21 protein-coding genes and 1 tRNA gene are annotated in these 26244 nt (G+C 34.7%); 7 read left to right on the plus strand and 15 right to left on the minus strand.

Going from position 1 to position 26244, the window contains the following annotated elements; translation table 11 throughout:
* Window positions 1-41 precede the first annotated feature (41 nt).
* Window positions 42-1424 carry an ammonium transporter gene (locus EG814_RS03765; protein WP_125719019.1) on the minus strand — a complete coding sequence of 461 codons (1383 nt, stop codon included), beginning with the start codon at window positions 1422-1424 and terminating at the stop codon, window positions 42-44.
* Window positions 1425-1688: 264 nt separating this feature from the next.
* A complete protein-coding gene (locus EG814_RS03770; protein ID WP_125719021.1) occupies window positions 1689-2177 on the minus strand; it encodes a nuclear transport factor 2 family protein in 489 nt (162 codons plus the stop codon).
* 411 nt (window positions 2178-2588) lie between these two features.
* Here EG814_RS03770 and EG814_RS03775 point away from each other — a divergent pair, with 411 nt between their 5' ends.
* Window positions 2589-3248, plus strand: coding sequence for a hypothetical protein (locus tag EG814_RS03775; RefSeq protein ID WP_125719023.1), 660 nt, complete (start codon window positions 2589-2591; stop codon window positions 3246-3248).
* A 247-nt stretch (window positions 3249-3495) separates the two neighbouring features.
* Here the strand turns inward: EG814_RS03775 and EG814_RS03780 are convergent, their stop codons facing one another.
* The 5 genes from EG814_RS03780 to EG814_RS03800 form a co-directional block, all read right to left on the minus strand.
* A complete protein-coding gene (locus tag EG814_RS03780) occupies window positions 3496-3810 on the minus strand; it encodes an HPF/RaiA family ribosome-associated protein (protein ID WP_125719025.1) in 315 nt (104 codons plus the stop codon).
* A 304-nt stretch (window positions 3811-4114) separates the two neighbouring features.
* Entirely contained in the window at window positions 4115-4390 is a 276-nt protein-coding gene (locus EG814_RS03785; protein ID WP_125719027.1) for a 6-phospho-beta-glucosidase, read from the minus strand.
* An 18-nt stretch (window positions 4391-4408) separates the two neighbouring features.
* The gene (locus EG814_RS03790) at window positions 4409-5722 is read right to left on the minus strand and encodes a phospholipase D-like domain-containing protein (RefSeq protein WP_125719029.1); all 1314 of its coding nucleotides are present in this window, start codon (window positions 5720-5722) and stop codon (window positions 4409-4411) included.
* Window positions 5719-6954 carry a DNA cytosine methyltransferase gene (gene dcm / locus EG814_RS03795; protein WP_125719031.1) on the minus strand — a complete coding sequence of 412 codons (1236 nt, stop codon included), beginning with the start codon at window positions 6952-6954 and terminating at the stop codon, window positions 5719-5721. The genes EG814_RS03790 and dcm overlap by 4 nt, the downstream gene beginning before the upstream one ends.
* A 96-nt stretch (window positions 6955-7050) precedes the next feature.
* Window positions 7051-9546: an AsmA family protein gene (locus tag EG814_RS03800; RefSeq protein ID WP_235830901.1), complete on the minus strand. Its 2496-nt coding sequence runs from the start codon at window positions 9544-9546 to the stop codon at window positions 7051-7053.
* Between the two features lie 220 nt (window positions 9547-9766).
* Between EG814_RS03800 and trxA the strand changes: the two genes are divergently transcribed.
* On the plus strand, window positions 9767-10084 hold the full coding sequence (trxA, locus tag EG814_RS03805; protein ID WP_008466289.1) for a thioredoxin: 318 nt from the start codon (window positions 9767-9769) through the stop codon (window positions 10082-10084).
* A gap of 78 nt (window positions 10085-10162) precedes the next feature.
* On the opposite strand, the gene EG814_RS03810 is transcribed toward trxA, so the two are convergent.
* The 3 genes from EG814_RS03810 to EG814_RS03820 all read right to left on the minus strand — a co-directional run bounded on the left by EG814_RS03810 (window position 10163) and on the right by EG814_RS03820 (window position 14691).
* Window positions 10163-11743, minus strand: coding sequence for a M61 family metallopeptidase (locus EG814_RS03810; protein WP_125719033.1), 1581 nt, complete (start codon window positions 11741-11743; stop codon window positions 10163-10165).
* Window positions 11744-11905: 162 nt separating this feature from the next.
* Window positions 11906-13987 carry a tetratricopeptide repeat-containing sensor histidine kinase gene (locus tag EG814_RS03815; RefSeq protein WP_125719035.1) on the minus strand — a complete coding sequence of 694 codons (2082 nt, stop codon included), beginning with the start codon at window positions 13985-13987 and terminating at the stop codon, window positions 11906-11908.
* Entirely contained in the window at window positions 13984-14691 is a 708-nt protein-coding gene (locus EG814_RS03820) for a LytR/AlgR family response regulator transcription factor (RefSeq protein WP_125719037.1), read from the minus strand. The genes EG814_RS03815 and EG814_RS03820 overlap by 4 nt, the downstream gene beginning before the upstream one ends.
* Before the next feature lie 206 nt (window positions 14692-14897).
* Between EG814_RS03820 and EG814_RS03825 the strand changes: the two genes are divergently transcribed.
* Together EG814_RS03825 and EG814_RS03830 are read left to right on the plus strand one after the other, a co-directional pair.
* Complete coding sequence (locus EG814_RS03825) at window positions 14898-15452, plus strand: hypothetical protein (protein WP_125719039.1); 555 nt, start codon at window positions 14898-14900, stop codon at window positions 15450-15452.
* 46 nt (window positions 15453-15498) lie between these two features.
* Window positions 15499-16080 (plus strand): DUF4082 domain-containing protein, encoded by a 582-nt coding sequence (locus EG814_RS03830; protein WP_125719041.1) that lies wholly within the window; start codon window positions 15499-15501, stop codon window positions 16078-16080.
* A gap of 312 nt (window positions 16081-16392) precedes the next feature.
* Here EG814_RS03830 and EG814_RS03835 read toward each other — a convergent pair whose 3' ends face one another.
* The 5 genes from EG814_RS03835 to EG814_RS03855 form a co-directional block, all read right to left on the minus strand.
* Window positions 16393-17622 carry a hypothetical protein gene (locus tag EG814_RS03835; RefSeq protein ID WP_125719043.1) on the minus strand — a complete coding sequence of 410 codons (1230 nt, stop codon included), beginning with the start codon at window positions 17620-17622 and terminating at the stop codon, window positions 16393-16395.
* A 50-nt stretch (window positions 17623-17672) separates the two neighbouring features.
* Entirely contained in the window at window positions 17673-19880 is a 2208-nt protein-coding gene (locus tag EG814_RS03840; RefSeq protein WP_125719045.1) for a TonB-dependent receptor, read from the minus strand.
* A 10-nt stretch (window positions 19881-19890) separates the two neighbouring features.
* On the minus strand, window positions 19891-20361 hold the full coding sequence (locus tag EG814_RS03845; protein WP_125719047.1) for a DUF4625 domain-containing protein: 471 nt from the start codon (window positions 20359-20361) through the stop codon (window positions 19891-19893).
* A 14-nt stretch (window positions 20362-20375) separates the two neighbouring features.
* Window positions 20376-21296 carry a DUF4625 domain-containing protein gene (locus EG814_RS03850; RefSeq protein WP_164515266.1) on the minus strand — a complete coding sequence of 307 codons (921 nt, stop codon included), beginning with the start codon at window positions 21294-21296 and terminating at the stop codon, window positions 20376-20378.
* Window positions 21297-21711: 415 nt separating this feature from the next.
* On the minus strand, window positions 21712-22065 hold the full coding sequence (locus EG814_RS03855; RefSeq protein ID WP_125719051.1) for a hypothetical protein: 354 nt from the start codon (window positions 22063-22065) through the stop codon (window positions 21712-21714).
* 154 nt (window positions 22066-22219) lie between these two features.
* On the opposite strand from EG814_RS03855, the gene EG814_RS03860 reads away from it, so the two are divergent.
* The 3 genes from EG814_RS03860 to EG814_RS03870 all read left to right on the plus strand — a co-directional run bounded on the left by EG814_RS03860 (window position 22220) and on the right by EG814_RS03870 (window position 25888).
* Window positions 22220-24805, plus strand: coding sequence for a M1 family aminopeptidase (locus EG814_RS03860; protein ID WP_125719053.1), 2586 nt, complete (start codon window positions 22220-22222; stop codon window positions 24803-24805).
* Window positions 24802-25728 (plus strand): DUF58 domain-containing protein, encoded by a 927-nt coding sequence (locus EG814_RS03865; protein WP_125719055.1) that lies wholly within the window; start codon window positions 24802-24804, stop codon window positions 25726-25728. The genes EG814_RS03860 and EG814_RS03865 overlap by 4 nt, the downstream gene beginning before the upstream one ends.
* Before the next feature lie 86 nt (window positions 25729-25814).
* Window positions 25815-25888 (plus strand) — tRNA-Asp (locus tag EG814_RS03870).
* The last annotated feature ends 356 nt before the right edge of the window (window positions 25889-26244 follow it).

Here is a 26244-nt window from a genome sequence, read left to right on the forward strand (position 1 = left end):
TTATTTTTTATAATAATTCGTGAATTCGTGGCGGGAAAAAATTATCCGTAATGTGGTTCTGTAATTGGCTGTGCTTTTGGATCAAGAGATTCATCGTGTTGCGATAAATCTAGTCCGATGTGTTCTGATTCTTCTGAAACTCTTAGTGGAATAATAAAGTTCGTTACTTTAAACAAGAAATAAGCTCCGAAGAAAGTAAAGATCGAAACCAAAACCAATGCCATCATATGGTGTCCGAAAACATTCCATCCGCCGTGAAGTAAACTTGCGTTTTCGCCGTGAGCAAAAACAGCTGTTAAGATCATTCCCATAATTCCGCCGACACCGTGGCAGGCAAAAACGTCAAGCGTATCGTCGAATCTTTTAGAATATTTACAGTTTACAGCCGTATTAGAAACCAAAGCTGTGATGAAACCGAAGAACATACTTTCTGGCACAGAAACAAATCCTGCGGCAGGCGTAATAGCTACTAAACCGACAACCGCGCCAATACAAGCTCCAAGAGCCGAAACTTTTCTGCCGTTCATTCGGTCAAAGAAAATCCAAGTTAGCATGGCTGCAGCCGATGAAGTTGTAGTTGTAGCAAAAGCCATAGCTGCAGTTCCGTTGGCAGCAAGCGCAGATCCAGCGTTGAATCCGAACCATCCAAACCAAAGCATTCCAGTTCCTAATAATACAAATGGAATATTGGTTGGAATATGCTGGCTGTTTTTTCTTTTTCCTAAAACAATAACTCCAGCTAGAGCTGCAAAACCAGAGCTCATGTGTACTACAGTTCCTCCGGCAAAATCTTTAACACCAAAATAGCTTCCTAAAACACCCGTTGGGTACCAAACGGCGTGACATAAAGGAGCGTAAATAAATATCGTAAATAAACTAATGAATACTAAATAAGAGATAAAACGAACGCGTTCTGCAAACGAACCTGTAATAATTGCCGGGCAGATAATGGCAAATTTCATTTGAAACAAAGCAAAAAGCATAAACGGAATCGTATTTGCCAGTTGTTTATGAGGCAGAACGCCTACATAATCCATAAAAGCAAAAGTGGTTGGGTTTCCGAAAAAGCTGTAAAAATGATCTCCAGAACCAAATCCGATAGGTTCTCCAAAAGCTAGACTAAACGCCACAACTACCCATAAAAGTGTTACTACACCCAAACAGATAAAACTTTGAAGCATAGTCGAAATAACATTTTTCTTTCCGACCATTCCGCCGTAAAAGAAAGACAATCCTGGTGTCATAATCAAAACCAGACAGCTTGAAGTAAGCATCCAGGCAACATCAGCAGGAACAATATGATCTAAAGTTCCAAATTCTGATAAAACATAATCATTTTCTGTTACTGTTGGCCAAAATGCACCGATCGTACAAACGACACTTATCATAATAAAGGAAATAATCCAGCGTTTTTCTGTTTTCATTTTTAAAATACTTTGTTGAACCCTATTTTTTTTGGGGTCAAAGTTAGAAAAAAATAAATATTCCTGTTTTAAAGGCTATTAAAATAGAGGTGTGGCTTTTATTTTGATTGATTTTGTAAAATACGGCTTCTTTTTTTGACAGTATCTTATTCTGAAGTTATAAAAGAGCATTGTTTTTGCCGAATTAATTAAAAATTAGAGCAGTAACAATGCTTTTAAAGTGCTCAAAAAGTTATGTTTATAATAAGAAATATTGAAAATGTTTTATTTTTTCTGAAGTTTTGCAATCAAAGCGTCTTCAATTGGCGCTTTTATCTTGGTTACAGCGTCGACTTCGTCATTCGGAACTGTCATTGATAAAACATAATGCTGAATTTTCCATTCGTTACCCACTTTAACCAAAACTCCAGAACCACGGCAGATTTTCATTTGAGTGTCTAGCAATTCGTCAAACCAAGCAATTTTTCCGCTTTTATCAAAAAAGATATGACGTTCTAAGGCTTTAAAGTTCCAAGTAGTTCCTTTCTCAAAAAAGGGTTTTGCCCAAACAGCAAATTCTTTTTTCGTCCAATTTTCGGTAGCATCGGTACCAATATAAATCGCATCTGAATTTAATACGCTGAAATAAGCATCAAATTTTACCTCAGCAGCTGCTTTATGCCAAGCGTCTAAGGTCTGATTGATTTTGATTTTGTCTGTTTGGGCATTCGCGAAAGCGCTAATAAATAGAAGGATTAAAGCAATTTTTTTCATGATATATAAATTTAAAGTTTAAAGATATTATTTTTTTAAACCATATAAGCTATTTAAGAAATCAAGGAATACGTAATTATTGCCACAAAGACACGAGGGCGCAAAGTTTTATTTTAAGATTCTTAACGACTTTGGCCTTTGTGGCATTTCTAAGTAAAGCTTAAATTGAATGTTGTCTGGTTGCTATTAATATATTTTATTTATTTTTTCCCGCAGATTTAGCAGATTGGGCAGATTTTTTATATCTATTTAAGCAAAAAAATCCCCTTAATCTGCTAACTCTGCGGGAAAAAAGTTTTACGTTTTTCAACATTTAAAATTCATTAACAAATAACTTTAAATGAACTTACATTACTTATATGGTTAAATTCAAAAAACAAGTATATTTGAGAGATTTTAAATAATACCACAATGAACGCAAAAATACTTCTAAGCGCGCTAGCTGTTACTTCTGTACTTTTTATTTCCTGCAAAAAAGAATTGGAACCGCAGAAAAGTACAGCAACATCTGAATTAGTAAGGTTAGGACTTGCAAAAGATACAACTAAAGCTGCTGCGCCAGTGGTGCAAAATCCTGCAGCGAACCCAAATACAGTTTTAAGCGATACCAAAGGAATTAATCCTGCACACGGACAGCCAGGCCACCGTTGCGATATTGCGGTTGGAGCGCCTTTAAATTCCGCACCGCCGCAGCAAGGTCAGGCTGCGACACAAACAGGGCAAACAGTAAAGGTAGGTCAGCCTCAAGTAGTGACAACTACAACAGTTCCTGCTAAAACGCCAAAAGGAATGAATCCGCCACACGGCCAGCCCGGGCATAGATGTGATATTCCGGTTGGAGCGCCATTAAATTCGCCTCCAGCAAAAACAACAGCCACCACAACAACGAATACAGCGCAAAGCGGAACAGTGACACAAAACTTTTCTGTAACGCCGCCAGCATCAAATCCAGTTCCGGCTTTATTGAGTACGGAAGGCACAGAAGCGACAGTAGCAGACGGAATGAATCCGCCACACGGAAAACCAGGTCACCGTTGCGATATTGCAGTTGGAGCTCCATTGCCAAAATAAAAATTGAACCATATAAGTGATATAAGAAAATTTAAAGTTTTTTTATTTTTACTGTAAATAAACAAAGCCTCAAAGTTTATACTTTGAGGCTTTGAATTTTTAGAAAATTTAAGTTTTTATCATTTATTTAATAAAAGCACGAAGCCGCAAAGTATATATAAACTTTGCGGCTTCGCGTCTTTGCGAGATTATTTTTTTTTTAGTAATAAACTAAAAATGAACTTATATCACTTATATGGTTTAAAAATTAATGTTCTTTTATTTTTTCGAAAGTGCTAGTCAACGATTTTTTGACTTTAGCCAATGCGCCACTGAAAGCTTTTTCAAGCGATTCGGCGTGTTCTGTAACAGTTATAGGCTGTAATTTTACAGGACGGACTTCAATCACACATTTTTTGTCATGCAAGCTGAATTTTTCTCCGTTTTCATCACCAAAATGAATCTCTACACGGGTAATTTTATCTTGAAAACGATCTAAACTTTTTTCAACTTCTGCAGAAAAATAACTTTCTAATCTTGCACTTCCTTCAATGTTTTTGTCGGTATTGATTTGTACTTTCATAACGCATAATTTTTTAATGATTCATACTCAAACTTATCGATTTTAAGGATAAAAGACAAGCGAGTTAAGGAAAGATTATGAAAATTTTAATGAATTAATTTCCAGTTTTGTAATTTGGTTCTGAGAGGTTTGTTTTGTAGAAAACTCTGCAAAAGAATTGTTATTGAATAGGATTTTTCAACAATTCAATCGATTCGAAAAGTATGGCGAAAACCCTTAGACAAGTAAATTATATTCTTGCCTTAAACGTAATGCGCGAAAACGAATTTCTTCAACAAGAAAATATCAATCTGGATGAAAGTTTTTACTGGCTGAATAAATTGGTGTTTTCTGGGTAAACGGTATTGAAATAATTTTCAAAAGCTTTACATAATAATTCTTTATGTACTTCAAATAATTCTTTTCTAACATCCCAATCTTTAATGTACTCATCATCTTCACTACAAACTTCTTCTCCTTCAAGTTTCCTAGTTAAAATATCACTTAATAAAACATTATCACAACTTGAATAATTTGGATAATATTCTTCAATAAATAACCAATAGTTAAACAGATTTTCTTTCTTTTCTAGATATTCCATTTTTAAGATTATTGTGTTTTACTGTATAAAGTTATCTTCATCAATTGGAACAGGTTCATCTTTCATGAATAATTCAAAAGAGCCAATAGGAGCGAAGTCAATATTAATCAAATTATAATCATCTTTTTTACGCCATAAGCGAACAGAATCTGTTCCTTTCTTTTCTAGCCACTCACGAGTAACAGGTTCTCTTTCTTTGAGTCCTAAAACATCTACAAGTAACCATTGACCTAATGCAGATTGTCCAAATCTTTTACCATTTTCATCTCTTATAGTGTTGCTTCCAGACTGTAAACCTTTCATATTATCTTGAGTAACTAAAGCAGGAATTGTTTTTCCATTTGGAAGCTTTAATGAGAAGCGTACTTCAGGTTTTTCATCAGCAGGACCTTTATAATCTTCTTTAATTTTTTCAAACTCAAATATGTTAGATGTAAAAAAATCAGGGTGTTTTTTATGAAATTCTCTAGGAATAGGAACGTAAATTTCATTTAAAGGTCTTAGAGTATTACTTCCTTTATTTTTAGATGCAGCATTCCATGCATTTAATCCAGATTTTTCTTCTACTTCTTTTGATTGGTAGGAATACAATGGTAAGTAAGCTTCAATAATATCAGGTTCTGCAACTTTTGTCGTTTCAATAAGATTGAAGTATGCTTGTAGTAAAAATGAAAATGGATCTTCAATAATTTTTACATCAAATTTATTGAGTGTTAAAGTATTGTATTTGCTAGAATCAAATTTTTGCCATATTTGCGAATCACCAAATGTATACCTATAGTCTTTATTTCCATCAGACCAAGATAAAGCAGATGATGTTGAATTAAAATTTGTAAGTTTATTTAAATCAATGAGCGGATAAGCACATTCATTTATAGTGAATATACCTTGATCGCGAGTTATATAATGATAAATGTTTTTATCTTCTGATAATCCTAATCGTTCATAATCGCTTTTCATTCTCTGATTTTTAATCTCAGAAATTTTGTATGCTAACGAATGTAGATCGCTACGATACTCATTAATTTCGTTTTGGTAGCGCTTAAGTTGCATAACTTTTTGAAAGGATGGTTTACTTCCCATCCAAGTCTTCAACCCAATTCCAATTCGATCATCACCAAATATAGAAAGTACATCATGTGGAGTATTACCAATATCAACATTTTGACTATTGAAAATTTTTGTAAAAACAGTTTCTTGAAATTTAGAATCAAGATATGGAATTAAATCTCCTTGTTTTTGACGAAAAAGGTTTGATAATGCTCCATAAACTTGCAAAAACTTTATGTATTCTTTTCTTTGATCACTAGAAAACTGTTCCCAAACACTCATGGCTGTAAGACATTTAAAATTTCTTGACTAATCCTTTCGATTAACGGTGTTGTTACGGAATTTCCAGCCTGCATATATAATTTACTGTTAGCAATATTAGGCAAAATATATCTATCCATTGGATATCCTTGAAAAGCAAAACATTCTTTTGGAGTTAATTTCCTAATGCCATAGTCATCAAGAATTAAAGGAACATTGTGTCCTCCTGTTCCCATGTTAGCAGTTAGAGTTGGACAAACTTGACTTTTGTTTTCTCTAACATAAACTCTTCTCCATTGATATATGGTATCTTTTGAAGTTATTGTTTTTTCCAGCTCAGGATAATACTGATGATCTTTTTTATAATATAAATTATCCGCCTGTTTTCCTTTTTCTAAAACATCATGAATTGTTCTAGTTAAAGGTATTGGTTCTGGAAATTTAAAATCTCCATGATTTGGTACTTGTTCTTTGTCAAACGCTACAATAAAGATACGTTCTCTATTTTGAGGAACATTTGCATGTGTAGAAGAATTTAAAATTTTAGTATATGCTTTGTAGCCAAGTTTTTCTTCCAATATTTCTAAAATTACTTTAAACGTGTTTCCTTTATCGTGAGAAACTAGATTTTTTACATTTTCAAGAAAAACTACTTTAGGTCTTTTAGTTTCAATAATCTTTTCTAAATCAAAAAATAAAGTTCCTCTGGTGTCGTGAAAACCTTTTCGATATCCTGCTATTGAAAAGGCTTGACATGGAAATCCAGCGCACAAAACTTGGAAATCTTCGGGGATATAATTTTTTGTGCTTTTTTGAGTAATGTCTCCAAATGGAATCTGACCAAAATTTTCACGATATGTTTTTTGCGAATCGATATTCCATTCACTAGTGTAAACACATTTACCACCTAAATTTTGCAATGCAATTCTAAATCCTCCAATTCCAGCAAATAGGTCAATAAATTTAAAAGTATAGTTTTCGGGAGTAGGAAATGGAACATCTTCCACTTCAAAAAGTAATTGTTGTAATGCAGAATCAGAAACCATATTTAGTTTCTCTTCTTCATTCTTATATTCAACAATTTGTTTGATGTATTCAGCAGCTTCTTCTTCAAAATGATCCTTAACGCCATTATGATAATTGTGCAGATAATGTGTAACAACGGCTTTTCTATTATCGTCTTCTTCTACAAAGCGATTTTTAAATTTTTTATTATCAAATTCGTCAATGTTGATCTTTTCTTCTCCCGTCATTTTGCGCTAAAATTAGTGGTGCAATTTATGAATAATAATCCAAAATTAGGAATTATATTTTCCACAAACTGGATTTGATAAAAGGTAATTTTCTATCTACCCCTTATCCCTCTTCCCCCACTTAACCTTCATTTTCCCCTCATTATCATAAGCAATCAAGTGCAGGACAATGCCGCGTTCGCGAACGGCTTTTCGTTCGGCTTTGGTGGCGAGTTTGGCGTCGTTTTTAGAATTTCTTAGCGGAACGGTGAGGGCGAGATTGGTGCCTCGGCCGAAAGAATAAATGCCTTCTGCGTCAAGGTTGAGAACGCTGGAACTTATGGTTAATTTATGGACATCAATTTGTTCTCCGCGAAGATTGAGCGAACCTGATAAATCGCTGAAAGTAATATTCTCTACATCACGAAGCGGAAAAGCAAATTTGCCGACTTTCATAATCGGTTCAAAGTTGAGCAGTGCGCCTTGGTTGACATTAAAATCGAGTTTTCCTTTCATCGAATTGACAATTAAATCGCCTTTACTGCTCATTAAACCCACGACATTGGCATTACTGGTAAATCGGCCGCGAATATTTTTCGGACTAAAAGAGGTGATTGCAAAGTTGTTGAAAGACCTTAAAAAACTGGCAATATCTACGTTGTTTACCTGAGCATTAGAACTAAAAACAAAATGATTTCCACTTGGCTTTACGGAACCGCTAAAATTGATGCTTCCGCCAGAGGTTTGTAGGGTTCCGTTTTGGAGCAGGACTTTAGAATTCAGCATTTGCAAAGTGGCATGGGTGTTTGTTGCGGTTAATGATCCGTAAGTGATTTTGTCTGCTTTGAGGTTAATTATTGCCGTACATTTATCAATTACCGGTTTTAGCTGCGTCATAAAATTGACATTTCCCTTAACGGGCTTTTTCTGCGCTATTTTCTTTTGCGCGGGACTTTGTTTCAGTACGCCCAAGAATTGTTTTACATCGATATGCGGGCAATAAATATTCCAGTTTACAACCATTTTTTCTGGAGCATCATAATAAAGATTCAAGAAGTTGTCTATTTTTCCATCGATGCGGATGATATTGTTTTTGTGTTTGTAGGCAATCTTTTTAATGTAAAGTGCCTGTTCTGTAAACGATAATTGCACGTCTGTTTTTTCGGCTCTAATATTTTTCGGAAAATAATCAAAAGTTGTGTCGTCAATATCAACATCGCCCGTAAAACGAGGCCTGTTGATATACAAGTTGACAATATCAAACTGAAATTTTAAATTGGCTTTGGCGTGACCGCTTTCAAAACGAAGAACTTTATTGTTGGCCATTCCGTTGAGTTTCGAAACGTCAAAATCAGCATTTACAACCCCAGTGGCAATTGGTTTTTCGAGATCATTGATAACCGCTTGAGGAATTGTAAGCGGAATAGTCTCGTATTCTGCTTTAAAATGGGTTAGAATAATGGCAGAATTCGGATCGCTGAAACCTTTTTCGGGTTTGAAATTATTAGTAAAAATGCCTTTGAAAGAACAATTGGTAAACAAACCATCAGGAATCGTCAATTCGTTGTTTCTAATGTCGGCCTGAACCACAATTTTTGGATCGCCTTCGACATTCAAGTCGCCTTTAATGTCGCAGTTTACTTTAATCGGTTTCTTCAAATCGAATTGGTTAAGTTTCGAACTGATGTTTGCCGATAATAAATTGGAAGCATTTCGCCATAAAATATCCGTTCCGATATTGATTCCGAAAAGCGAATTTCCTTTTCCGATATTAAAGAAAGCTACAATATCAAAAGCATCAGAACCAATTTTAAGCTTTTTGGTATGAATGTCTATTTTCTGACCGGTTTCGGCATACGCAATATCAAATTTGCCTTCGAGTACTTTTTCTTTGGCAAAACTTCCGTGAACGGTATTAAAAGCTAGACTATTAATTTTGGTTTTCAAAAACAGATTCGTTTGCCAGTTGTCATCGTCGTAATTTACTTTAGATTCTAAATTTGCTACGTCAAAATCAAACAATTTGTGTCCTAAGTGATTGTCGATAATCACATGAACTTGGCTGAGGTTGATTTCGTCTATTGTCGTTTCTGGTTTTTCTTTATTCGTTTGCGGTTTTTTCTTTTTTGGTTTAAAAATATTGGCGTTCGAGTAACCGTCTTCGGCTTTATAAATGTAAATGTCAGCGTCGTTAATTAAGATTTTATGAATATTAATTTCTTGCTGCAGCAAACTCCATATGTTTAAACGCGCTTCTATTTCTTTAGCTCTCAGTAAAGTATGTTTGTGACTTTGCCATTTATTGTCTTTTACTTCTACCTCGTTAAGCGCAAGCGTAAAATAAGGAAACCCGGTTAAGAACTTATAATGAAAATCGGTTACGTGAAATTTCCCATTTATATTTTCGTTGATTTTGGTATTGACTTTAGCGATTATTTCCGCTTTATTTTGGTTGAAATATATAGATAATCCTCCACAAGCGAGAAGCAATAATCCGAACAATCCTAAAATGAAAAAAGCAAATCGTTTGGAGTATTTTCTAAAACGTTCAGATCGGAAAAAGGTCTTTATTTGGAGTAAAGTTTCCTGCATTGAAATTGAATTTGTATACATTAAAGATACTATAAAAATTTAACTTTAATTTAAATTTTTGATATTCAAATTAATGCGAACTTTATAAATAGAATCAAAATGTATTTACAGTATATAATTAATGACAATACATTTATAATGAAAACTAATTTAGTAATGGTGTTTGATTTGTTTTAAATTTTTAAATTTGTACTGTAGTTTGAAAGTTAATAATTCAGACATAATTTAATCTTAATATATTATGGCATTAGCAATAACAGATGCTACTTTTGATGAAGTAGTTTTAAAATCAGATAAACCAGTAATGGTAGATTTTTGGGCAGCATGGTGTGGTCCTTGTAGAATGGTTGGTCCAATCATTGACCAATTAAGCGAAGAGTATGCTGGTAAAGTAGTTGTTGGTAAAGTAGATGTAGATGCTAACCAAGAATTTGCTGCAAAATACGGTGTGCGTAACATACCAACTGTTTTGGTTTTCCAAAACGGTGAAGTGGTAGGCAAACAAGTAGGAGTTGCTCCGAAACAAGCCTACGCTGACAGCTTAGACGCTTTGTTGTAATCTCTAAAGATTGCAATTGATATAAAGAAGGCTTCCGTATATATTGGAAGCCTTTTTTATGCAATAATTTGAAGGATATTAAAAATTAAAAATCGATTTTCTAATTTCCAATTGTAGTTTTGTTGGTTTTGGAAGTTCGCTGATGGTAAAATTCTTCTCTGTAAATTTTTCGCTTTTTGCTTCTGTTTTTAATGGACTCAAATCGATCTGAAGTCCTCCGTATTTTAAATATTTCTGATAATCGATCTCGTTTACCGAATTTACATAAGTTTTAATTTCGTCCAAAGGTTTTCCGGCAATCTGCTCAGAAGCTGTCCAAAATTCTTCTTCTGTAAAACCTCTGCCTTTTTTCTCATAATATTCATTGTAAAGAAAACGCATTACATCGTCTAGAGATTTTTTATTGGCAGTATTATTTCTGATTTCCAGATCCATCAGTAAACCAATTGTCGGGCCTTTGTCGTAATAAGAAATAATGGTTTGTTTGGCGTTGCTTTCATTGTTGAAGAAATTGGACCAGATATCAAAACTCGATTGCGATAACGACATATGTCTGCAGCCTTCTTCATTTTCATACTTTTTTATCGAACCAGAAAGATATTGCAGAGCATCTTTTCCTTCCATTAATCCGGCTTTTACCATTATAATATATTGGTAGTATACTGTGAAACCTTCAGAAAACCAAAGCATAGTTGTGTAGTTTTCTTTATTGTAATCAAAAGGTCCTAACTCAATCGGACGAATTGCTTTTACATTATAAAGATGAAAATATTCGTGCGTTACAAAATTCATAAAGTCCAGATAGTCTTTTCTTGAACTGGAGTCGAAAGAACCTTTTGTAAAGATGGCCTGCGAATTCCAGTGTTCCAAACCGCCGCCGCCGGCTTCCATCATGATATAGCTATAGTTTTCGTATGGAATTTTCTTCATGATCGAAGTTGTAGCAGTCATGATTTTTTTCAGATCCGAAACAAATTTATCTTCCTGAAGTCCTTGTGGTGTTGCAACGCCAAGAGAATATTTTTTTCCTTCATTTTCAAATTCTATTGTTTTTTGATTTCCGATGTAAATAGGACTATCATAAAAAACATCAATATTTTTGGCATAAAAGCTATTTTTTGTCTCGTCTGTACATTTTAATCCGGTTGAAATTTTTGTCCATTTTGCCGGTTTGTTCAATGTTATCGTAACAGGATTATCAATCTTATTTTCCACATGCATGAAAACAGTATTTGGCATTAAAAAAGCTTTTTCTGAATCTACATAAGATTCTGCAACTGATTTTTTATTGGCAAAAACACGGTATTTTACTGTGATTTTTGAATTAGATCCGTTTTCAATTGTCCAGCTGTTTTTGGTCGATTTTTTCCATTTAATCTTTTGATTTTTATCGTCTTTCACTTCAAAATCAATAATATATCTTGGCGTATTTAAGATTAAATAATAACCCGGAGTCCAGACCGGAAGAATAAGGTTTGTTTTTTTGGATGGAAGATTTTCAAAATTCAAAACAACTTCTGCATAATGAGACTGAGCATCTTCAAAAGAAACAGAATACTCCATTTTTATTTCTTCGTTATCAGATTTATTTGCGGCGCTGCAAAAAAGAAAGGCGTGTAAGAGAAGTACACAATAGCATAATTTTATTGCTTTTGTCATTATTCAAGTTTTTAAGTTCAGGTTTGTTTTTGGTAACTCTTTTAGGTTCTGTATTATACGTAAATCGCAACGATTTTTGACAATTGCGTACAAAAACACAGAAAACAATAGCAATATAAGAAGTACTTTTGAATAATGTTTAAAGAATTAAGCGAAATAACATTATAAAGGTGAAATAATCGTAATTGTAGTTCCTGCATCTGGTGTAGAGCAAACTTCAATCTTGCAGTTTATTGCCGTTGCAAGATCCCGAATTAAATGCAAGCCCAATCCGGATTTGATTCCGATTACTTCAGAATCGTCGTAAAGTGCTTTAAATTTCTCCTGACTTCCACCCGAACCGTTATCGGTTATAGAAAGCAAAATTTGATTGTTTTCGCGTATGGCTTTCCAGATTATATACGGATTCTCTCTTTTTTCGAGAACTTTTATAGCATTTCCAGTCAGGTTTCGGATAATTGTTTTTAGATAATTTTTATCCGTATTTAAAATAAGCTGCTCCGGATTTTCAAAAGACAGGGCGATATTTTCATACTGTGAAAAATGCTTTTCTGTTTCTTCAAAAACCTTTTCAATCGCGATCTTTTTAAAATGCGGTTTAAAGTTTTCCATTTGTCCCTTGCTCCAAAGCAGAATATCTTCCATAGAGTTTAACAAATTCTCTGCTCCCGAAATCACTTTTGTCTGCATTCTCAAAGCCGTTTCTTCATTAATAAGTTCTGGACTTTCTTTTTGAAGATGCAGAAAATGAATCAGATTCGAAATCGGACTTCTCAAATCATGATTCAATATGCTAAAGAAACGCGCCTTGATTTTATTGGCTTCATCCAATTCCTGATTCAACGCCTGAAGCTTCAAATTGGTTTTTTTCCTGATCTGGCTTTGTCTCCATAATAACAATCCGATAATAAGAACCAGAATAATTCCTGCGGTCAGGAAAATACGCTGTTGTCTAGCATCTTCAATCTGAATGTTTTTAATGGCATTTTCGGTCGAAAGATTCTTAATTTCCTGCGCTTTGGTTTTGTTTTGAAACCTAGCTTCTGCGTTGGCAATGTTCTGCTTAGCAGATTCTGCCATCATTTCGTCGTTGTTTTTGCTGTAAATTTCGTTATAATGATAGGCTTCTTTCCACTGTCCGAGTGCGGCAAAACTTTGAGAAAGCTTTTTGTTAATGTTGACAAAGGATTCTTTGTCGTATTTTAGGGCATTTACAGAAGCTTTTTTTAAGGTTTCAATGGCTTTATTGTATTCTCCTTTTTCATACAAAACTCTTCCCATTATCGCATTGGCTTCCATAATAATATCCTCATCATTGGATTTTTTTCCTAACAAAACAGCTTTTTCAGCATAAAAAGAAGCGGTTTGTGTCTGGCCGTCATTAACGTAATATTCAGACAGACTTCGGTTGGCATAACTTAGATTGAGAAATAAAGAATCTTTTGGTGTAGGATAAGTATATATTTGGCTGTAATATTTTTGAATGCTGTCTTTTTCTTTTAATGAAACATAACAATGCAGGTAATAATTGCATAAAAAAGCACTGACATAAGGAGAATGAATGGTGTGTTTTTTAGCTTCGTTCAAATATTCAATTGCCTTTTGATATTGTTTCATTTTGGTATAAGCACTCCCAATTTGAAGATAAGAAACGGCAATATTTTCCTCATTAACCTTATCTTTTTTGAGCATCTTTTTATACGAAATTGCTTTTAATTGATAACTAATAAAAGTCTCGTATTGGGCATTGTCCTGATAATATTCGGCTAAACTTCCATACAAAACAGCTTTGGTATAATTGCTTTTAGTAGTATCGACAACATTTTTAATGTATTGGGCCAAAGATTTACTTTTTGCGGTATCCTGAACCGAATAATAAGCGTAGTTCAAACGCATTAAAACGGTTGTTTCGTTTTTTAAATGACGTGCTTTTCGAGCATATTTCCATGCGTTTTCATAATTTACCAGCGCATTCTGATATTGATTGTTGCTAAACTCGTACGCAAGTCCTTTTTGAAGATAAAAACGGCTTTTGTAAGCATTTTGATTTTTAGCTATCAAAATTCCTTTGTCTGCAGCTTTTATTAGTTTTGGATAATCTTCTTTGTCTAAAAGTTGTGCAGTATATTGAAGCCAGACTTTCAGTTTTTCGTCTGTTGTTTTATAGCGCGATAAATTAGGTTCATGCTGTGCAAAAGCATTCAAAGAAATGAAAACTAAAAGCAGTAACCTTATGCTTTTCATGCCATTAAGTTTAGGTTTTCTTTATAACTTCTTCCAATCGGAATTACGGCATTATTATTCAAAATAATTTCGTTTGAATTAATTTTCTGCACATATTGCTTCTGCACGGCGTAGCTTCTGTGAATACGAACGAAAGACTGAAAATGATTTTCTTTCAGTAAATTTCCGATGCTCGATAAAACACAATGTCTTTTCTGGTTTGTAACTACCAAAGTGTAATCTTTAAGCGCTTCGAGGTATAAAATTTCGTGAAGTTTTACTTTCGTCTGTTCGTGGCCTTCTTTTATATAAATGGTATCGCCGCCAATACTCGCTTCAAAAAGAGAGGCTTTGAGTTTTATTTCCATAAACTCTTCGATACGATTTATGGTTTGGGTAAAACGATCCAGTTTTAAAGGTTTTACGATAAAATCTAAAGTTTCGATCTGAAAACTTTCTACCGCATGTTCGGGATGAGCGGTTATAAAAACACAGACAGGAACTTCTAATGCCTGTTTTCTAAATTCAATTCCGTTTAATCCTGGCATATCGATATCTAGAAATAGAATGTCAATTTCTTCTTTTTCTAAAAAAGGAACTGCCTCTTCTGCCGATTCAAAAACGCCTGCAATATCTAGAATAGGAAACTTCTTGGCATAAGAAACCGCCGTAAGCCTGTCTATTTCATCATCATCAACAATAATACAAGAGTATTTTTTCATCATCAAACTGTCTTTTAAGGCAAAAATAAGTTGTCTGTCTATTTAAAATGCTGTTCGTCTATTAGCGGTTTTTTCACAGAATTTAATCCGGCAACTTTGTCCTGCAAATCCATCACAAACAAACAAAACCACCTTTGTGATAGTTGCAAAAGTAAAAGCTATTAAGTTAAAAAAGAACTATTTAATTAAATTTTTTAAACCAAAATGTTATGAAAACCTTTAAATCAATTTTTTTTATTTTTCTAATTTCAGTTTCAATAATTTCCTGCAGTTCAGATGACGGAGCACCGGGAGTTGATGGAGTAGACGGAGCACCGGGAGCACAAGGGCCAGCAGGAACTGCAAATGTAATCTACAGCGGCTGGATTAATGCGCCAGCAGGAACGCCAGAAACAATAGACGGAACTTCAGGATTATCTACTTCTTTTGCTGTTCCGCAACTTTCGGCAGACATAATGGCTAAAGGAACCATCTTGGTATATATGTCTTTTGGATCAGGAGTTAATATTTATACACTGCCTTATACTTCAACTGCCGGCGGATACGCTAATACAATTACAGCGATTGCAAGCCTTAATACAATTAAAATCTTCCGATTTAAACATGCGGCTGACGGAACAACAGTTGGACTGCCGTCAACTCTTAACTATCGTTATATCTTAATTCCTGGAGGCGCGGCAGCTGCCGCAGCAAAAACAGCAAAACTGGATTATGCTAAAATCAGCTACGAAGAAGTTTGCGCACATTTTAATATTCAACCGTAATTTTTAAAACAAATCAACCAATTATAACTAATTAAAATTAAATATTATGAGAGCTTTTAAATCGATTATAACACTTTTAATTATAACACTTTCTGCCGCATGCAGCAGTGATGATGACAAAGACAATACGCCAAAATTTGAAACAGAAAATCCGCTTGAGGCTTATTATACTGCAACAGGTTTTACTACTGTTTCCAATTTTGTTAACTCAGGAGATTATGAATTTGGACTTGCCTTTACGCCAACCGTAAAAGGAAAAATAAAGGCCATAACTTTAAAGCTTCCCTCGACAAATCCGTCTGTTCGTGTAACAATCTGGGATTTTGCTTCCAAAGCAGTTTTGCGCTCTGAAACCTTAAACGTTGCAACCGCAGATGTGCAGGTTATAAAAGAAATTAGCGAACTGGCTTTAGAAAAAGATAAAAAATACATGATTACCATGAATTCTAATGATTGGTACAAAAAAAATAAAGCTGATAATTCTAACGTGACATACCCAATTGTGGCAGGCAATATCACAATTAATGAATACAGATGGCTTTCTGGAACGGCACAAACATTTCCAACGACCGTTTCTTCCAGCTATAATGCGGGAGATTTAAGCTTTGATTTTCAACAAACTGAATAATTCTTTTTTTGGATAGCTTTTGAATTAGTAAAGGAAAAGGTTTGACAATTGTCAAACCTTTTTTGTTTGCAATGTAATGCTGGTTATTTTAACCGAAAAGTTTTTTTATTTCTATATGTTTTTAATCGCGCAAAGTCGCAGAGACGCAAAGATTTTTCTACTTAATTTTTTTAACAAACTTCGCGTCTTTGCGAGAATTTTTTTTGAATTAGAAAAAAACTTAAAAATAAAAGTTCGCAAAGCTTTGTTTGTTAAAGCTTTGCGAACTTGTTTTTAGCATTAAAAACTAAATACGGTTCTTAATTAACTAAATTAGTGGTTATGCGTTTCACTATTTTCATAACCTAAAACGGTAATCATATAAGGCGTTGCCGAAACCTTTGTTTTTTTGACTGCCGATGTAGAAAGATTAACCTGCAATAATTCTCCCGTTGCTGGAGAAGTGATATAAGCAGATCGTTCTGTTACTGCCATTTGCGGTTTTAATGTTGCGTCTGTTGCAGTTGCCGCTGTAGCTTTAACTTCTTTTTCTAAAGCTAAACTGCCAATATTATAAATTTTGAAATCTCCTGAGTGCAATAAAACAGCCAGTTTTTTACGATCGTAGCTCGTTTTGCATTGCATAATGGTTGTATTGGCAATGATTGGTTTTACCGTATTGGCAACCACATCAATTAAATAAGCGCCTTTTGCAGCCGTGTAGCCAATGAATTTTCCAGCCGAAGCCGTTTCTAAAATACTTCCAAACCAAGCCGTCCCAAAATCTGATGGATGATCTATCAGTTTTTGGTTTCCGTTGCTTTCTACAACTAAAATTCCGCTTGACGAACCAAAAACAGCGTAAACTCCGTCTGAAGCATTTCCGTGAATTCCTTTTGTAGCCAATTTAGGTTCAAAAAGTGTTTTTCCGGTATTGTCAATAATTTTTACTTTTTCTGGAAGCGTTCCTGTAACCGAATTATCTTTTACCGTAATCGCATATGTTCCGTTTGTAAATGTTGCCATTGCACCGTGATGTGCCAATAAACCTGCATTGATGTTTTTGAATGTCGCACCGGCTTTGTTTACATCTGCTTCTTTACCAACAGAAAGCGTTCCGTCACCGTCATTAAAAGTCAGGATTTCTCCAATTTTACTTTTAAAATGAGTTGGTTTTAATGCGCTTGTCGCTAAAATTCCAAATTTAGGAACATCATCAACATCAATATGATCGCCGTGTAATTCCAGTCCGCTGTCAAAAGTTTCTACAAAATTATTGTCTCTGTGTACAATTCCTGCAAAACGTCCAGATTCTGTAGTGTATAAAGAAGCTTTTGGAAATTTTGCAGCAAAAGAACTGATTTTCTCTTCATGCGGATCAAAAAGGGTTAGTTCAGCTGTTTTTTCGTCAGAAATTAAAACTCGAACAAATGTATGTTCTTCGGTAGTGTCATGGTCATGATCATGGTCGTGATCGTCGTGATTGTCATCGTCGTTGCTGCACGAAACCGCAAAAAGTGATACTGCGAATAAAAATAGCAGTTTGTAAAACTTGTTTTTCATTGTAATAAAGGATTTAAAATTTGTAAATAATTGATTTTAGAATGGTTTGCTTATCGCGAAAATGAAAACGGAATTTTCATAGAAACAATAATGTTTCTCCCCGCTTCTGGAAGTTCGATAAGCCTATAAAAGCTAGTGTGATTTAAATATCTTGTATTGAATAAATTTTGGATTTGAATATTGATGCTGATGTCCTCTTTTCCTGTTTTTACTTTTGTACCCAAAGCCACATTAAAAACATGACTTTCGGCTGTTTTTTTCTCAGGCGGAACAATATTGTTTTGTGCTGCTGTGAAACGATAATCAACAGAGAAATAAGTGTCTTTTAAAAAGTCAATTTGAGGCTCGTAATTTAGTCCCAACAAAACCGAAGGCGGCGGCGAAAACGGAAGCGTATATCCTTTTTTGCTTCCCGATTTTTGTTCAGAATACAAATATTCTGCTGCAATTTCGGCGCTTAAAGATTTGATGAAATAATAGCGTGTTTGCAATTCGGCACCGTAACGGAAAACTTCACTTTGTTCATATTCAAAAACCTGATTTCCTGCTCCGTAATAAATATCGTGAGCTGAGGTCGGATTTAGATAAATGAAATTCGGAAAATAGTTCACAAACGGTGTCAGCTGAAAAGACCAGTTTTGCTGATTCCATTCCATTCCCAAGTCCAGTTGATACGAACGTTCTGCATCCAGATTCGGATTTCCTTTTTCGAATCGGAAATAATGATAATTCACTCCGTTTGAAGCTAGTTCCTTCGCAATCGGCATTCTAAAACTCGATCCTAAATTGGCTTTAAGCGAAAGTTTTCCAGGATTATAATTGATTCCCGCCGACCACGTAAAACTGTCAAAAGTCTTCGTCAGATCTTGAGAACGCTGTAAATATTCCAATTGCGTCTGATTGTTTTCTGAAACTGGACTTTGAAACCAGTCGTAATAGGATTGCATTTTAATTTTGCCGTAATCATAACGTACAGCGCCATGTAGGAACCATTTTTCGTTCAGTTCTATTTTATCGTAAACAAATAAACCTGCATTAATTTGGTTGAAAGCCGGAATCAAAAAACTCCATCCGTTAATGGCGTTTTCTTGCGAAACCACATTAGTTCCAACAGTAATCTGATGGCGATTAATAGCAAATTCGTCCTTCGCAGAAAACGACCAAACGTTTTTATCATATTGACGTTCCAGATCTTGCGGCGCGTACATATCTTCAGGATAAATTGGAGGCATATAACCGTGATTCACGTAATGACTCCATTCGCGTCTAAAGTTTTTCTGAAAACCAAGCTGCGTTTCAAAAGCATGATTTTTCCAATTAAAAGAAGTTGTATTACTTACTTTTAAATGATTCACTTGCTGATACGGCATTAAAATATCACGGCTTGATTTGTCGTGCAATTCGGTATCGACATTTCGAGGTTCGAGCCCGTGCGCATTCGCGAAAAATCCGCTTTTGGCATAAACATTACTGAAATAAAAAACAGACTTCAAGTTTTCTCCCGAATAACCCGTACTCAAATGAAAATCGAGTTCGCGCCCAGCCGTATTACGCAAATGATTTTTGTATAGCGGAACCTCGTAACTGTAAACTTGCACTTTATCAGTTGGAACACGATAATCTCCATAATCCATAGCCGTTACACGCGTATCGAAAAACCAGTTTTCATTTCGGCCAAATAAATTAAGCGAACTTCCAAATTGTGCATTGTTGCTTTTTCCAGTAAGATCCACACTTCCGCCAAAAGTATTTTTAAATGGAAGAGGAAGCGGTTTAATGTTCACCGCGCCGCCAACAGCATCAGATCCGTAAATAAATGAAGAAGGGCCTTTTATGATTTCTACTCGGTTTACCGCATATTGGTCAATTTCCAATCCGTGATCGGCGCCCCATTGCTGGCCTTCGTGTTTTAAGCCGTTTTCGACCACAATTACCTGATTAAAACTCAACCCACGAATAAGCGGTTTTGAACCTCCAGAGCCAATCGAAATGGTTTTAACTCCGGGCAATTTCTGTAAAGACTGCATTAAACTTCCGCCAAGATTACGCTGAATAAAACTGCTGTTTACCGTTTCTACATTTAGCGATTCTTCTTTTTTGCGTTTTTCGACAGCATTCCCGTTTACCAAAACTTCTTTAAGTTCTTTTATTTCAGGTTTTTTTTCTGAAGGCTGATTTTGAGAAATAGCTTCAGCTGAAAGCAATAAACTGATGAGTAAAAAACAAGATTTCCAAAAAAGGAATTGGGCATTCTTCATTAAATCTGATTTATAAAATTTTAATACTTAAACCTTTCAGTGTCTGCCAGCCTTCTTTATCCGTAAGTCTGATCATAAAATGATAATCGCCTGGATCAACATCGGCAGGAATTGAAATTTGTGCCGTTGCTTCATAATTTTTTACGCCATCAGGAATGGTATAATTGTTTATAAAAAGCATTGGTTTTACTGGTTTTTTTACCGCTTCCATTTCGCAGCTTTCAACCTCTGTACTATGCGTATGATGATCAAAATTGTGATGAATGTCAAGGCTATAAGATCCCAATGCAACATTGTCATTGAAAGAAGCTTTGAAAGTGAAAGTTTTTCCGCGTTCGATCGTACTGCACTGAATCGGAAATGCATTTGAGCCACTAATGTCAACTACAGGATATTCGGTGTCGATTTCGGCATTATCGCTGGAACAGGAAGAAATAAAAGCAAGAGCCAAAATGCCTAATAATAATTTTATCTTTTTCATTTTTTCAAGTTTAATTAAAGTGCAAATGGAAGATCGATCGATTGTGAAAAATTGATGTTGTACGTTGTGTTTTTATACAAAACCAAGAAAGTATAATCGCCAGTTGCCCAAGATTTGTTGGCAATTAAATCCTGTCCAACAGGAACATTGTTGTCTTTTGCAGCACCGATTGTAAGTTTTGGAGTTTCTCTAGTAAACTTTGTTCCGTCCCAAGGAACATTAGAAAACTGACTCGCATCAGGTACATTTTTATGTTCAAAAACATCATAAACAATCACTTTGCTAAAATCGATCTGATCTACACTTTCGGGATTGTGTTTGGTGTTTTTATTAATCAAAAGCAGGTACATAATTCCGTCGCCTTTTACACCTTCGAGTGTTACCTGAGAACTAAAAATATCATTGTTTTTATACTTGGCATCAGCATTAGAAAACTTACCTTTTCGGTACATAAAAGCATCGTTTATAAAAAGCGTAAATACCGATGCAACAGGATTTACCGGAATGTTTTCTAATTTATAAATCGTTAGGTTTTTCTTTACTTCAAGCTTGCTTCCGTTTTGATCGTTTACGATAATGATGAAATCGTATTTACCTTCTGCAGCATCTTCTGGAATGTCAAAATGTTTGTGAACCGTTGCGTTTTTTGCACCCGCATATTGCGCCCACGTAATTTCGTGCGACCAAACTTTAGAATAGGTTTCGCCGCTTCTTTGAACAATTTTTACCTGTACATTTTCGATTTTATCAGCTGCAGTAACTTCAGCATTAAAATGGAAATCTGCGCCAATTGTGGCTGTTTCATTGTTGCCAAGACCTAATTCAATTTTGTCAATTGTGGGAACGGCTTGTTCTTGTTCTGCATCGTCGTTGCTACAGCTTGTAAAAGCAATCGAAGCAAAAAGCGAAGCCAGAATGAGTTTTGTTGTTTTCATTTTTTCTGATTTGATTTTAATCATTTTATAAAGAGTATTTGGGTTACAAAAAGAGTTTAAGTGCCTATTTTTAGTCCCAGAGGGACGACCTGTTTGTAGCTCCAGCGGGGCGAAATGTTTATAGAAATCGAAATTGAATTCATAATTAACCTCCAGAGGAGCGAAACATAAACAAACGAACCAAAAGCCGTAATTGCGCTTTAAGTCAGAATACAGAAATCGATAAAAAAGGGAAATAATTTTTGTGCGGAAAAAGCAGTGTTTCGGCATCAAAAAATAGATTTTCGATGCAAAAATGAATTCAATACAAAGTATGAACTGCTAAAAAAAGATGTGATTGTTAATCGCTTTTTTAAGATTTTATATCATTAAAAAAGACAAACAGTAAAACTGCCGAACAATCCGAGCACAAAAATTAAAGTGAAAAAGCAGGCGGGGCGCGAAGTGAGAACAACGACCCTTTAAAAAATGCTAAATGCTGCTGATTGTAAAAGTTTAGAGTTTTTGCTGCAACATTATTTTTGTAAAATTGAAAAACAGCAAATTCAAAAGTGCCAACAGCGCTAAACTTGAAATCACAAATGGAACATTTATGAAGCGAATGCAATTGGTTTTTGAATTGTGGCTTTTCTGAAGAAGAAAATTCTAGTTTTTCTTTAGAAGAATGCGTATCTAGAATATGCTCATACGAATGGACAGCAGGAAACAGTATTGCGAACAATACGATTAACGGCATCAGAAGATTTATAAATTTAATTTTCTTTTTCATTCGTGAAGATTAACTTCTGGACGAGTTTTTTTATTACTTAAATGCAATGATGTTGCAAATATAGAAATCTTATTTTTAAATGCAATGTTGTTGCGGTAATTGTTTGATAAAAGTAGCGTATTTGCTATTTTAGCCAATCTTTATATTCTTAAAAATGAAAATTTTATACACCTTTCTTAGTTTCTTAATAGCCATCACGATTGGATTTTCTCAATCAAAACCCAAAGAAAATATTGTTTTAGAAAACGGTGTTTCAGAACAATTGGCGCATTTTAGAAAGCAGCAAATTTCTAATCTGAAATATGATCTTTCATTCGAAATTCCGAATCAGAAAAGTGAAGATATCTTTTCTAAGTTGCTTTTAGAAGCGACTTTATCAGAGGTAAATCAGCCTTTGTATTTAGATTTTAAAGAGAAATCTCAAAACATTAAAACAATTGAAGCAAACGGAAAAAATATTGCAATCGTTCATGAAAAAGGGCATATTGTAATTCCTTCTCAGAGTTTGATTTTAGGAAAAAATACAGTTCAGATTTCGTTTATCGCAGGAAATTTATCTTTAAATAGAAACGATGATTTTCTATATACTTTATTGGTTCCCGATCGTGCGAGTACTTTATTTCCGTGTTTCGATCAGCCCGATCTAAAAGCGGCTTATAAACTAAGTTTAACTGTTCCGAAAGATTGGAAAGTTTTGGCTGGAGCCGAAGTAAAAAACAAAATTGAAAAAGGAGATTTCACTTCGTACACTTTTGGAGAAACCGATAAAATGAGCACCTATTTGTTTTCTTTCGTGGCAGGAAAATTTGATAGTGTAACAAAGAAAGCTGGTCCCGAGACTTTGGGAGAAATGACAATGCTGTATCGTGAAAATAATCCGAAAAAGATTGAAATGAGTACCGATACGATTTTTAATTTACATCAGCAGTCTTTAGATTTTTTAGAAAAATATACTAATTATAAATTTCCTTTTCAGAAACTAGATTTTGCCGCAATTCCTGTTTTTCAATATGGCGGAATGGAACATGTCGGGGCAATTCAATACCGAGAATCGACCTTGTTTTTGGATAACAGTTCGACAGACAGCGAAAAATTAAACAGAGCGAAATTAATCGCGCACGAAACCTCGCATATGTGGTTTGGCGATTTGGTAACGATGAAATGGTTTGATGACGTTTGGATGAAAGAGGTTTTTGCCAATTTTATGGCAGATAAAATCATGAATCCGATTTTTCCGAAAGTCAATCATAATCTGCAGTTTTTTACGGCGCATTATCCTAGCGCTTACGCGGAAGACCGATCGTTGGGAACGCATCCGATAAAACAGCATTTGGCGAATTTGAAAGATGCAGGATCATTATATGGTGCGATTATTTACAACAAAGCACCAATTATGATGCGCCAACTGGAAGCTTCGATGGGAAAGGAAGCTTTTCAAAAAGGAATCCAAAAATACATTCAGAAATACGCCAACGATAATGCAGACTGGAATAATTTGGTGGAAATTCTAGATGCCGAAACACCTCTTGATATGAAAAAATGGAGCGAAGTTTGGGTAAATAAATCGGGGAGAGCTATTTTTTCTGACAAAGTAGAGTTCGATAAAAATAACAAGATTAAAAGCTTTGAAATCAGTCAGAAAGCAGAAGACGGTTCGGACAATATTTGGCCTCAGATTTTCCAAATCGGATTGGTGTATAAGAATGAAGTAAAAGTTTTAAACGCTCAGATAAATGATAAAAAACTGATTTTAAACGAAGCGATCGGACTCAAAAAACCGTTGGCTGTCCTTTATAATTATAATGGTTTTGGATACGGTGTTTTTCCGCTTGACGGGAATAATTTAAATTATATTTCAGGCTTAAAAGATGAGGTTACAAGGGCTTCGGCGTACAGTAATCTTTATGAAAATACTTTGATTGGGAATGTTTCACCAGAAAAAGCTTTTGATTGCCTTTTTAAAGGAATTCAATCCGAAGAAAATGAGTTGGTTTTGCGAATGGTTTCAGGTAATCTGAATACCATTTACTGGAGATTTTTGACTGAAAAACAGCAAAATAAAGTCCAAAAGCAGCTTGAAGATGTATTGTACAAACATTTGAACGAAAAAGTGTCAGCTAATATTAAAAAGACATTATTCGTATTGTTTAGTTCCATTGCTTACTCAGATTCTGGAAAAGAGAAATTATTTAAAATCTGGAGTAAAGAAATTACAATTCCGGGGTTAAAATTAAATGAAGACGATTACACCAATATGGCAATGAATCTGGCCATTTTTAAACATGAAAAAGCCAATCAGATTTTGGTGAAAGCTAAAATAGCAATCACAAATCCAGATAAAATTAAACGATTTGAGTTTTTAATTCCTTCTCTTTCTCAGGACGAGAAAGTGAGAAACGCTTTTATTGAATCTTTGAAAGACGATGCCAACCGTGAGAAAGAATCTTGGGTTTCTGCTGGACTTGCCAATGTAAATCATCCGCTTCGTCAGGAAAGTGCGCAAAAGTATATTAGATTTTCACTAGATTTGGTAGACGAAATTCAGCGTACGGGAGATATTTTCTTTCCGAAAGATTGGTTGGATAATACGGTTGGAAAGTATTCGTCGAAATATGCTTTTGATGAAGTACAGCGATTCTTAAAAGAAAATCCTAATTTTAGTCCGATCCTGAAACGTAAATTATTCATGGCAACAGATTTGCTTTTTAAAGCGCAAAATATTAAAAAAGAAACCGAATGAAAATCGAAACAGAAATAGAGAAAGTCTCGAGTTTTCAGCATCTTGAAATGCTGGCGAATCAGGTTGTGGAAGGTTTTATTTCGGGAATGCACAAGAGTCCGTTTCATGGATTTTCTGCCGAATTTGCCGAGCATAAAGTTTATAACGCAGGCGAAAGCACCAAACATATCGACTGGAAATTGTTTGCCAAAACAGACCGTTTATATACGAAACGTTTTGAAGAAGAAACCAATATGCGTTGCCATATTATTGTCGATAATTCGTCGTCGATGCATTATCCAGAACTGAAGTCGAATCAGCCTTTTTACGAAAAGAAGATTGGTTTTGCGGTTTTGGCTTCGGCAGTTTTAATGAATATTTTAAAAAAACAAAGAGATGCTGTTGGATTAAGCGTTTTCTCTGATCATTACGAATATTTTGCTCCAGAAAAAGGAAGCGACCGTCATCATCGAATGCTTTTGAATAAACTGGAACAATTGCTAGAACAGCCAAAAGTCAAAAAAACGACCGATACCATTACCTATCTGCATCAGATTGCAGAGAAAATGCATCGCCGTTCGATGATTATTTTGTTTACGGATATGTTTCAAACACAGGATGATGAGAAATTGTTCAATGCTTTGCAACATTTAAAACATAACAAGCACAAAGTAGTTTTGTTTCACGTGGTAGATAGCAAAACCGAGTTGCAATTTGATTTTGACAATACGCCACGAAAGTTTATTGATTTAGAATCAGGCGATGAGGTTTCTATTTTTGCAGATAATGTTAAAGAAGAATACGAGAAGAGGGCAGAAGCTTACTTTAAAGAATTGTCTTTAACCTGTGCAAAGAACCAGATTAAGTACGTTTCTGTCAATGTTGGCGATAATTTTGAAAAAATATTGACTACTTATTTGGTTGAAAAACAAAACTTTGGATAATATTTTGAATAAATATTAAATATTTTTTACAAAAACGCTTGCAGAAACGAAATTCTGTTATATCTTTGCAACCGCAATAACGCAGAGGTTTGGTAGTTCAGTTGGTTAGAATACATGCCTGTCACGCATGGGGTCGCGGGTTCGAGTCCCGTCCAGACCGCAATATTGGGAAAAGCCTTTCGTAACAGAAAGGCTTTTTTGCCCAAATACGGTATCTAAGATTAGTTGTGTTGTTTTGCTACGACTTTGTAACTCGTAGCTGGTTTAGTAGTTAGACCAATGAAAAGCTTTCCACTTTTGTGGATGGCTTTTTTGATTTAAGACCTTTTGTAAAAAGGTAAACTCCAAAATCCGAAGTCTCGGGAAAAATTCCAAATTCCAATTTTTACCTCAAAATTATTTTACCGCAAAGATTCTGTGTTGATTTCCTAATAAATCTAAATTTTATTTTAGCATTTTTGTTTTAAAATTTATAATTTTGATCTCTTAGTCAGCCAAGAGCTAGACTGTATAGCG

Origin of the sequence: Flavobacterium ustbae (assembly GCF_003946915.1) — a bacterium.
GTDB classification, from domain to species: Bacteria; Bacteroidota; Bacteroidia; order Flavobacteriales; family Flavobacteriaceae; genus Flavobacterium; species Flavobacterium ustbae.

Excerpts from the sequence above, each read along its gene's own strand:
- EG814_RS03765 (WP_125719019.1), bottom strand. The coding sequence starts at position 1,424 with ATGAAAACAGAAAAACGCTGGATTATTTCCTTTATTATGATAAGTGTC.
- EG814_RS03770 (WP_125719021.1), bottom strand. The coding sequence starts at position 2,177 with ATGAAAAAAATTGCTTTAATCCTTCTATTTATTAGCGCTTTCGCGAAT.
- EG814_RS03775 (WP_125719023.1), top strand. The coding sequence starts at position 2,589 with ATGAACGCAAAAATACTTCTAAGCGCGCTAGCTGTTACTTCTGTACTT.
- EG814_RS03780 (WP_125719025.1), bottom strand. The coding sequence starts at position 3,810 with ATGAAAGTACAAATCAATACCGACAAAAACATTGAAGGAAGTGCAAGA.
- EG814_RS03785 (WP_125719027.1), bottom strand. The coding sequence starts at position 4,390 with ATGGAATATCTAGAAAAGAAAGAAAATCTGTTTAACTATTGGTTATTT.
- EG814_RS03790 (WP_125719029.1), bottom strand. The coding sequence starts at position 5,722 with ATGAGTGTTTGGGAACAGTTTTCTAGTGATCAAAGAAAAGAATACATA.
- dcm (WP_125719031.1), bottom strand. The coding sequence starts at position 6,954 with ATGACGGGAGAAGAAAAGATCAACATTGACGAATTTGATAATAAAAAA.
- EG814_RS03800 (WP_235830901.1), bottom strand. The coding sequence starts at position 9,546 with ATGTATACAAATTCAATTTCAATGCAGGAAACTTTACTCCAAATAAAG.
- trxA (WP_008466289.1), top strand. The coding sequence starts at position 9,767 with ATGGCATTAGCAATAACAGATGCTACTTTTGATGAAGTAGTTTTAAAA.
- EG814_RS03810 (WP_125719033.1), bottom strand. The coding sequence starts at position 11,743 with ATGACAAAAGCAATAAAATTATGCTATTGTGTACTTCTCTTACACGCC.
- EG814_RS03815 (WP_125719035.1), bottom strand. The coding sequence starts at position 13,987 with ATGAAAAGCATAAGGTTACTGCTTTTAGTTTTCATTTCTTTGAATGCT.
- EG814_RS03820 (WP_125719037.1), bottom strand. The coding sequence starts at position 14,691 with ATGATGAAAAAATACTCTTGTATTATTGTTGATGATGATGAAATAGAC.
- EG814_RS03825 (WP_125719039.1), top strand. The coding sequence starts at position 14,898 with ATGAAAACCTTTAAATCAATTTTTTTTATTTTTCTAATTTCAGTTTCA.
- EG814_RS03830 (WP_125719041.1), top strand. The coding sequence starts at position 15,499 with ATGAGAGCTTTTAAATCGATTATAACACTTTTAATTATAACACTTTCT.
- EG814_RS03835 (WP_125719043.1), bottom strand. The coding sequence starts at position 17,622 with ATGAAAAACAAGTTTTACAAACTGCTATTTTTATTCGCAGTATCACTT.
- EG814_RS03840 (WP_125719045.1), bottom strand. The coding sequence starts at position 19,880 with ATGAAGAATGCCCAATTCCTTTTTTGGAAATCTTGTTTTTTACTCATC.
- EG814_RS03845 (WP_125719047.1), bottom strand. The coding sequence starts at position 20,361 with ATGAAAAAGATAAAATTATTATTAGGCATTTTGGCTCTTGCTTTTATT.
- EG814_RS03850 (WP_164515266.1), bottom strand. The coding sequence starts at position 21,296 with ATGAAAACAACAAAACTCATTCTGGCTTCGCTTTTTGCTTCGATTGCT.
- EG814_RS03855 (WP_125719051.1), bottom strand. The coding sequence starts at position 22,065 with ATGAAAAAGAAAATTAAATTTATAAATCTTCTGATGCCGTTAATCGTA.
- EG814_RS03860 (WP_125719053.1), top strand. The coding sequence starts at position 22,220 with ATGAAAATTTTATACACCTTTCTTAGTTTCTTAATAGCCATCACGATT.
- EG814_RS03865 (WP_125719055.1), top strand. The coding sequence starts at position 24,802 with ATGAAAATCGAAACAGAAATAGAGAAAGTCTCGAGTTTTCAGCATCTT.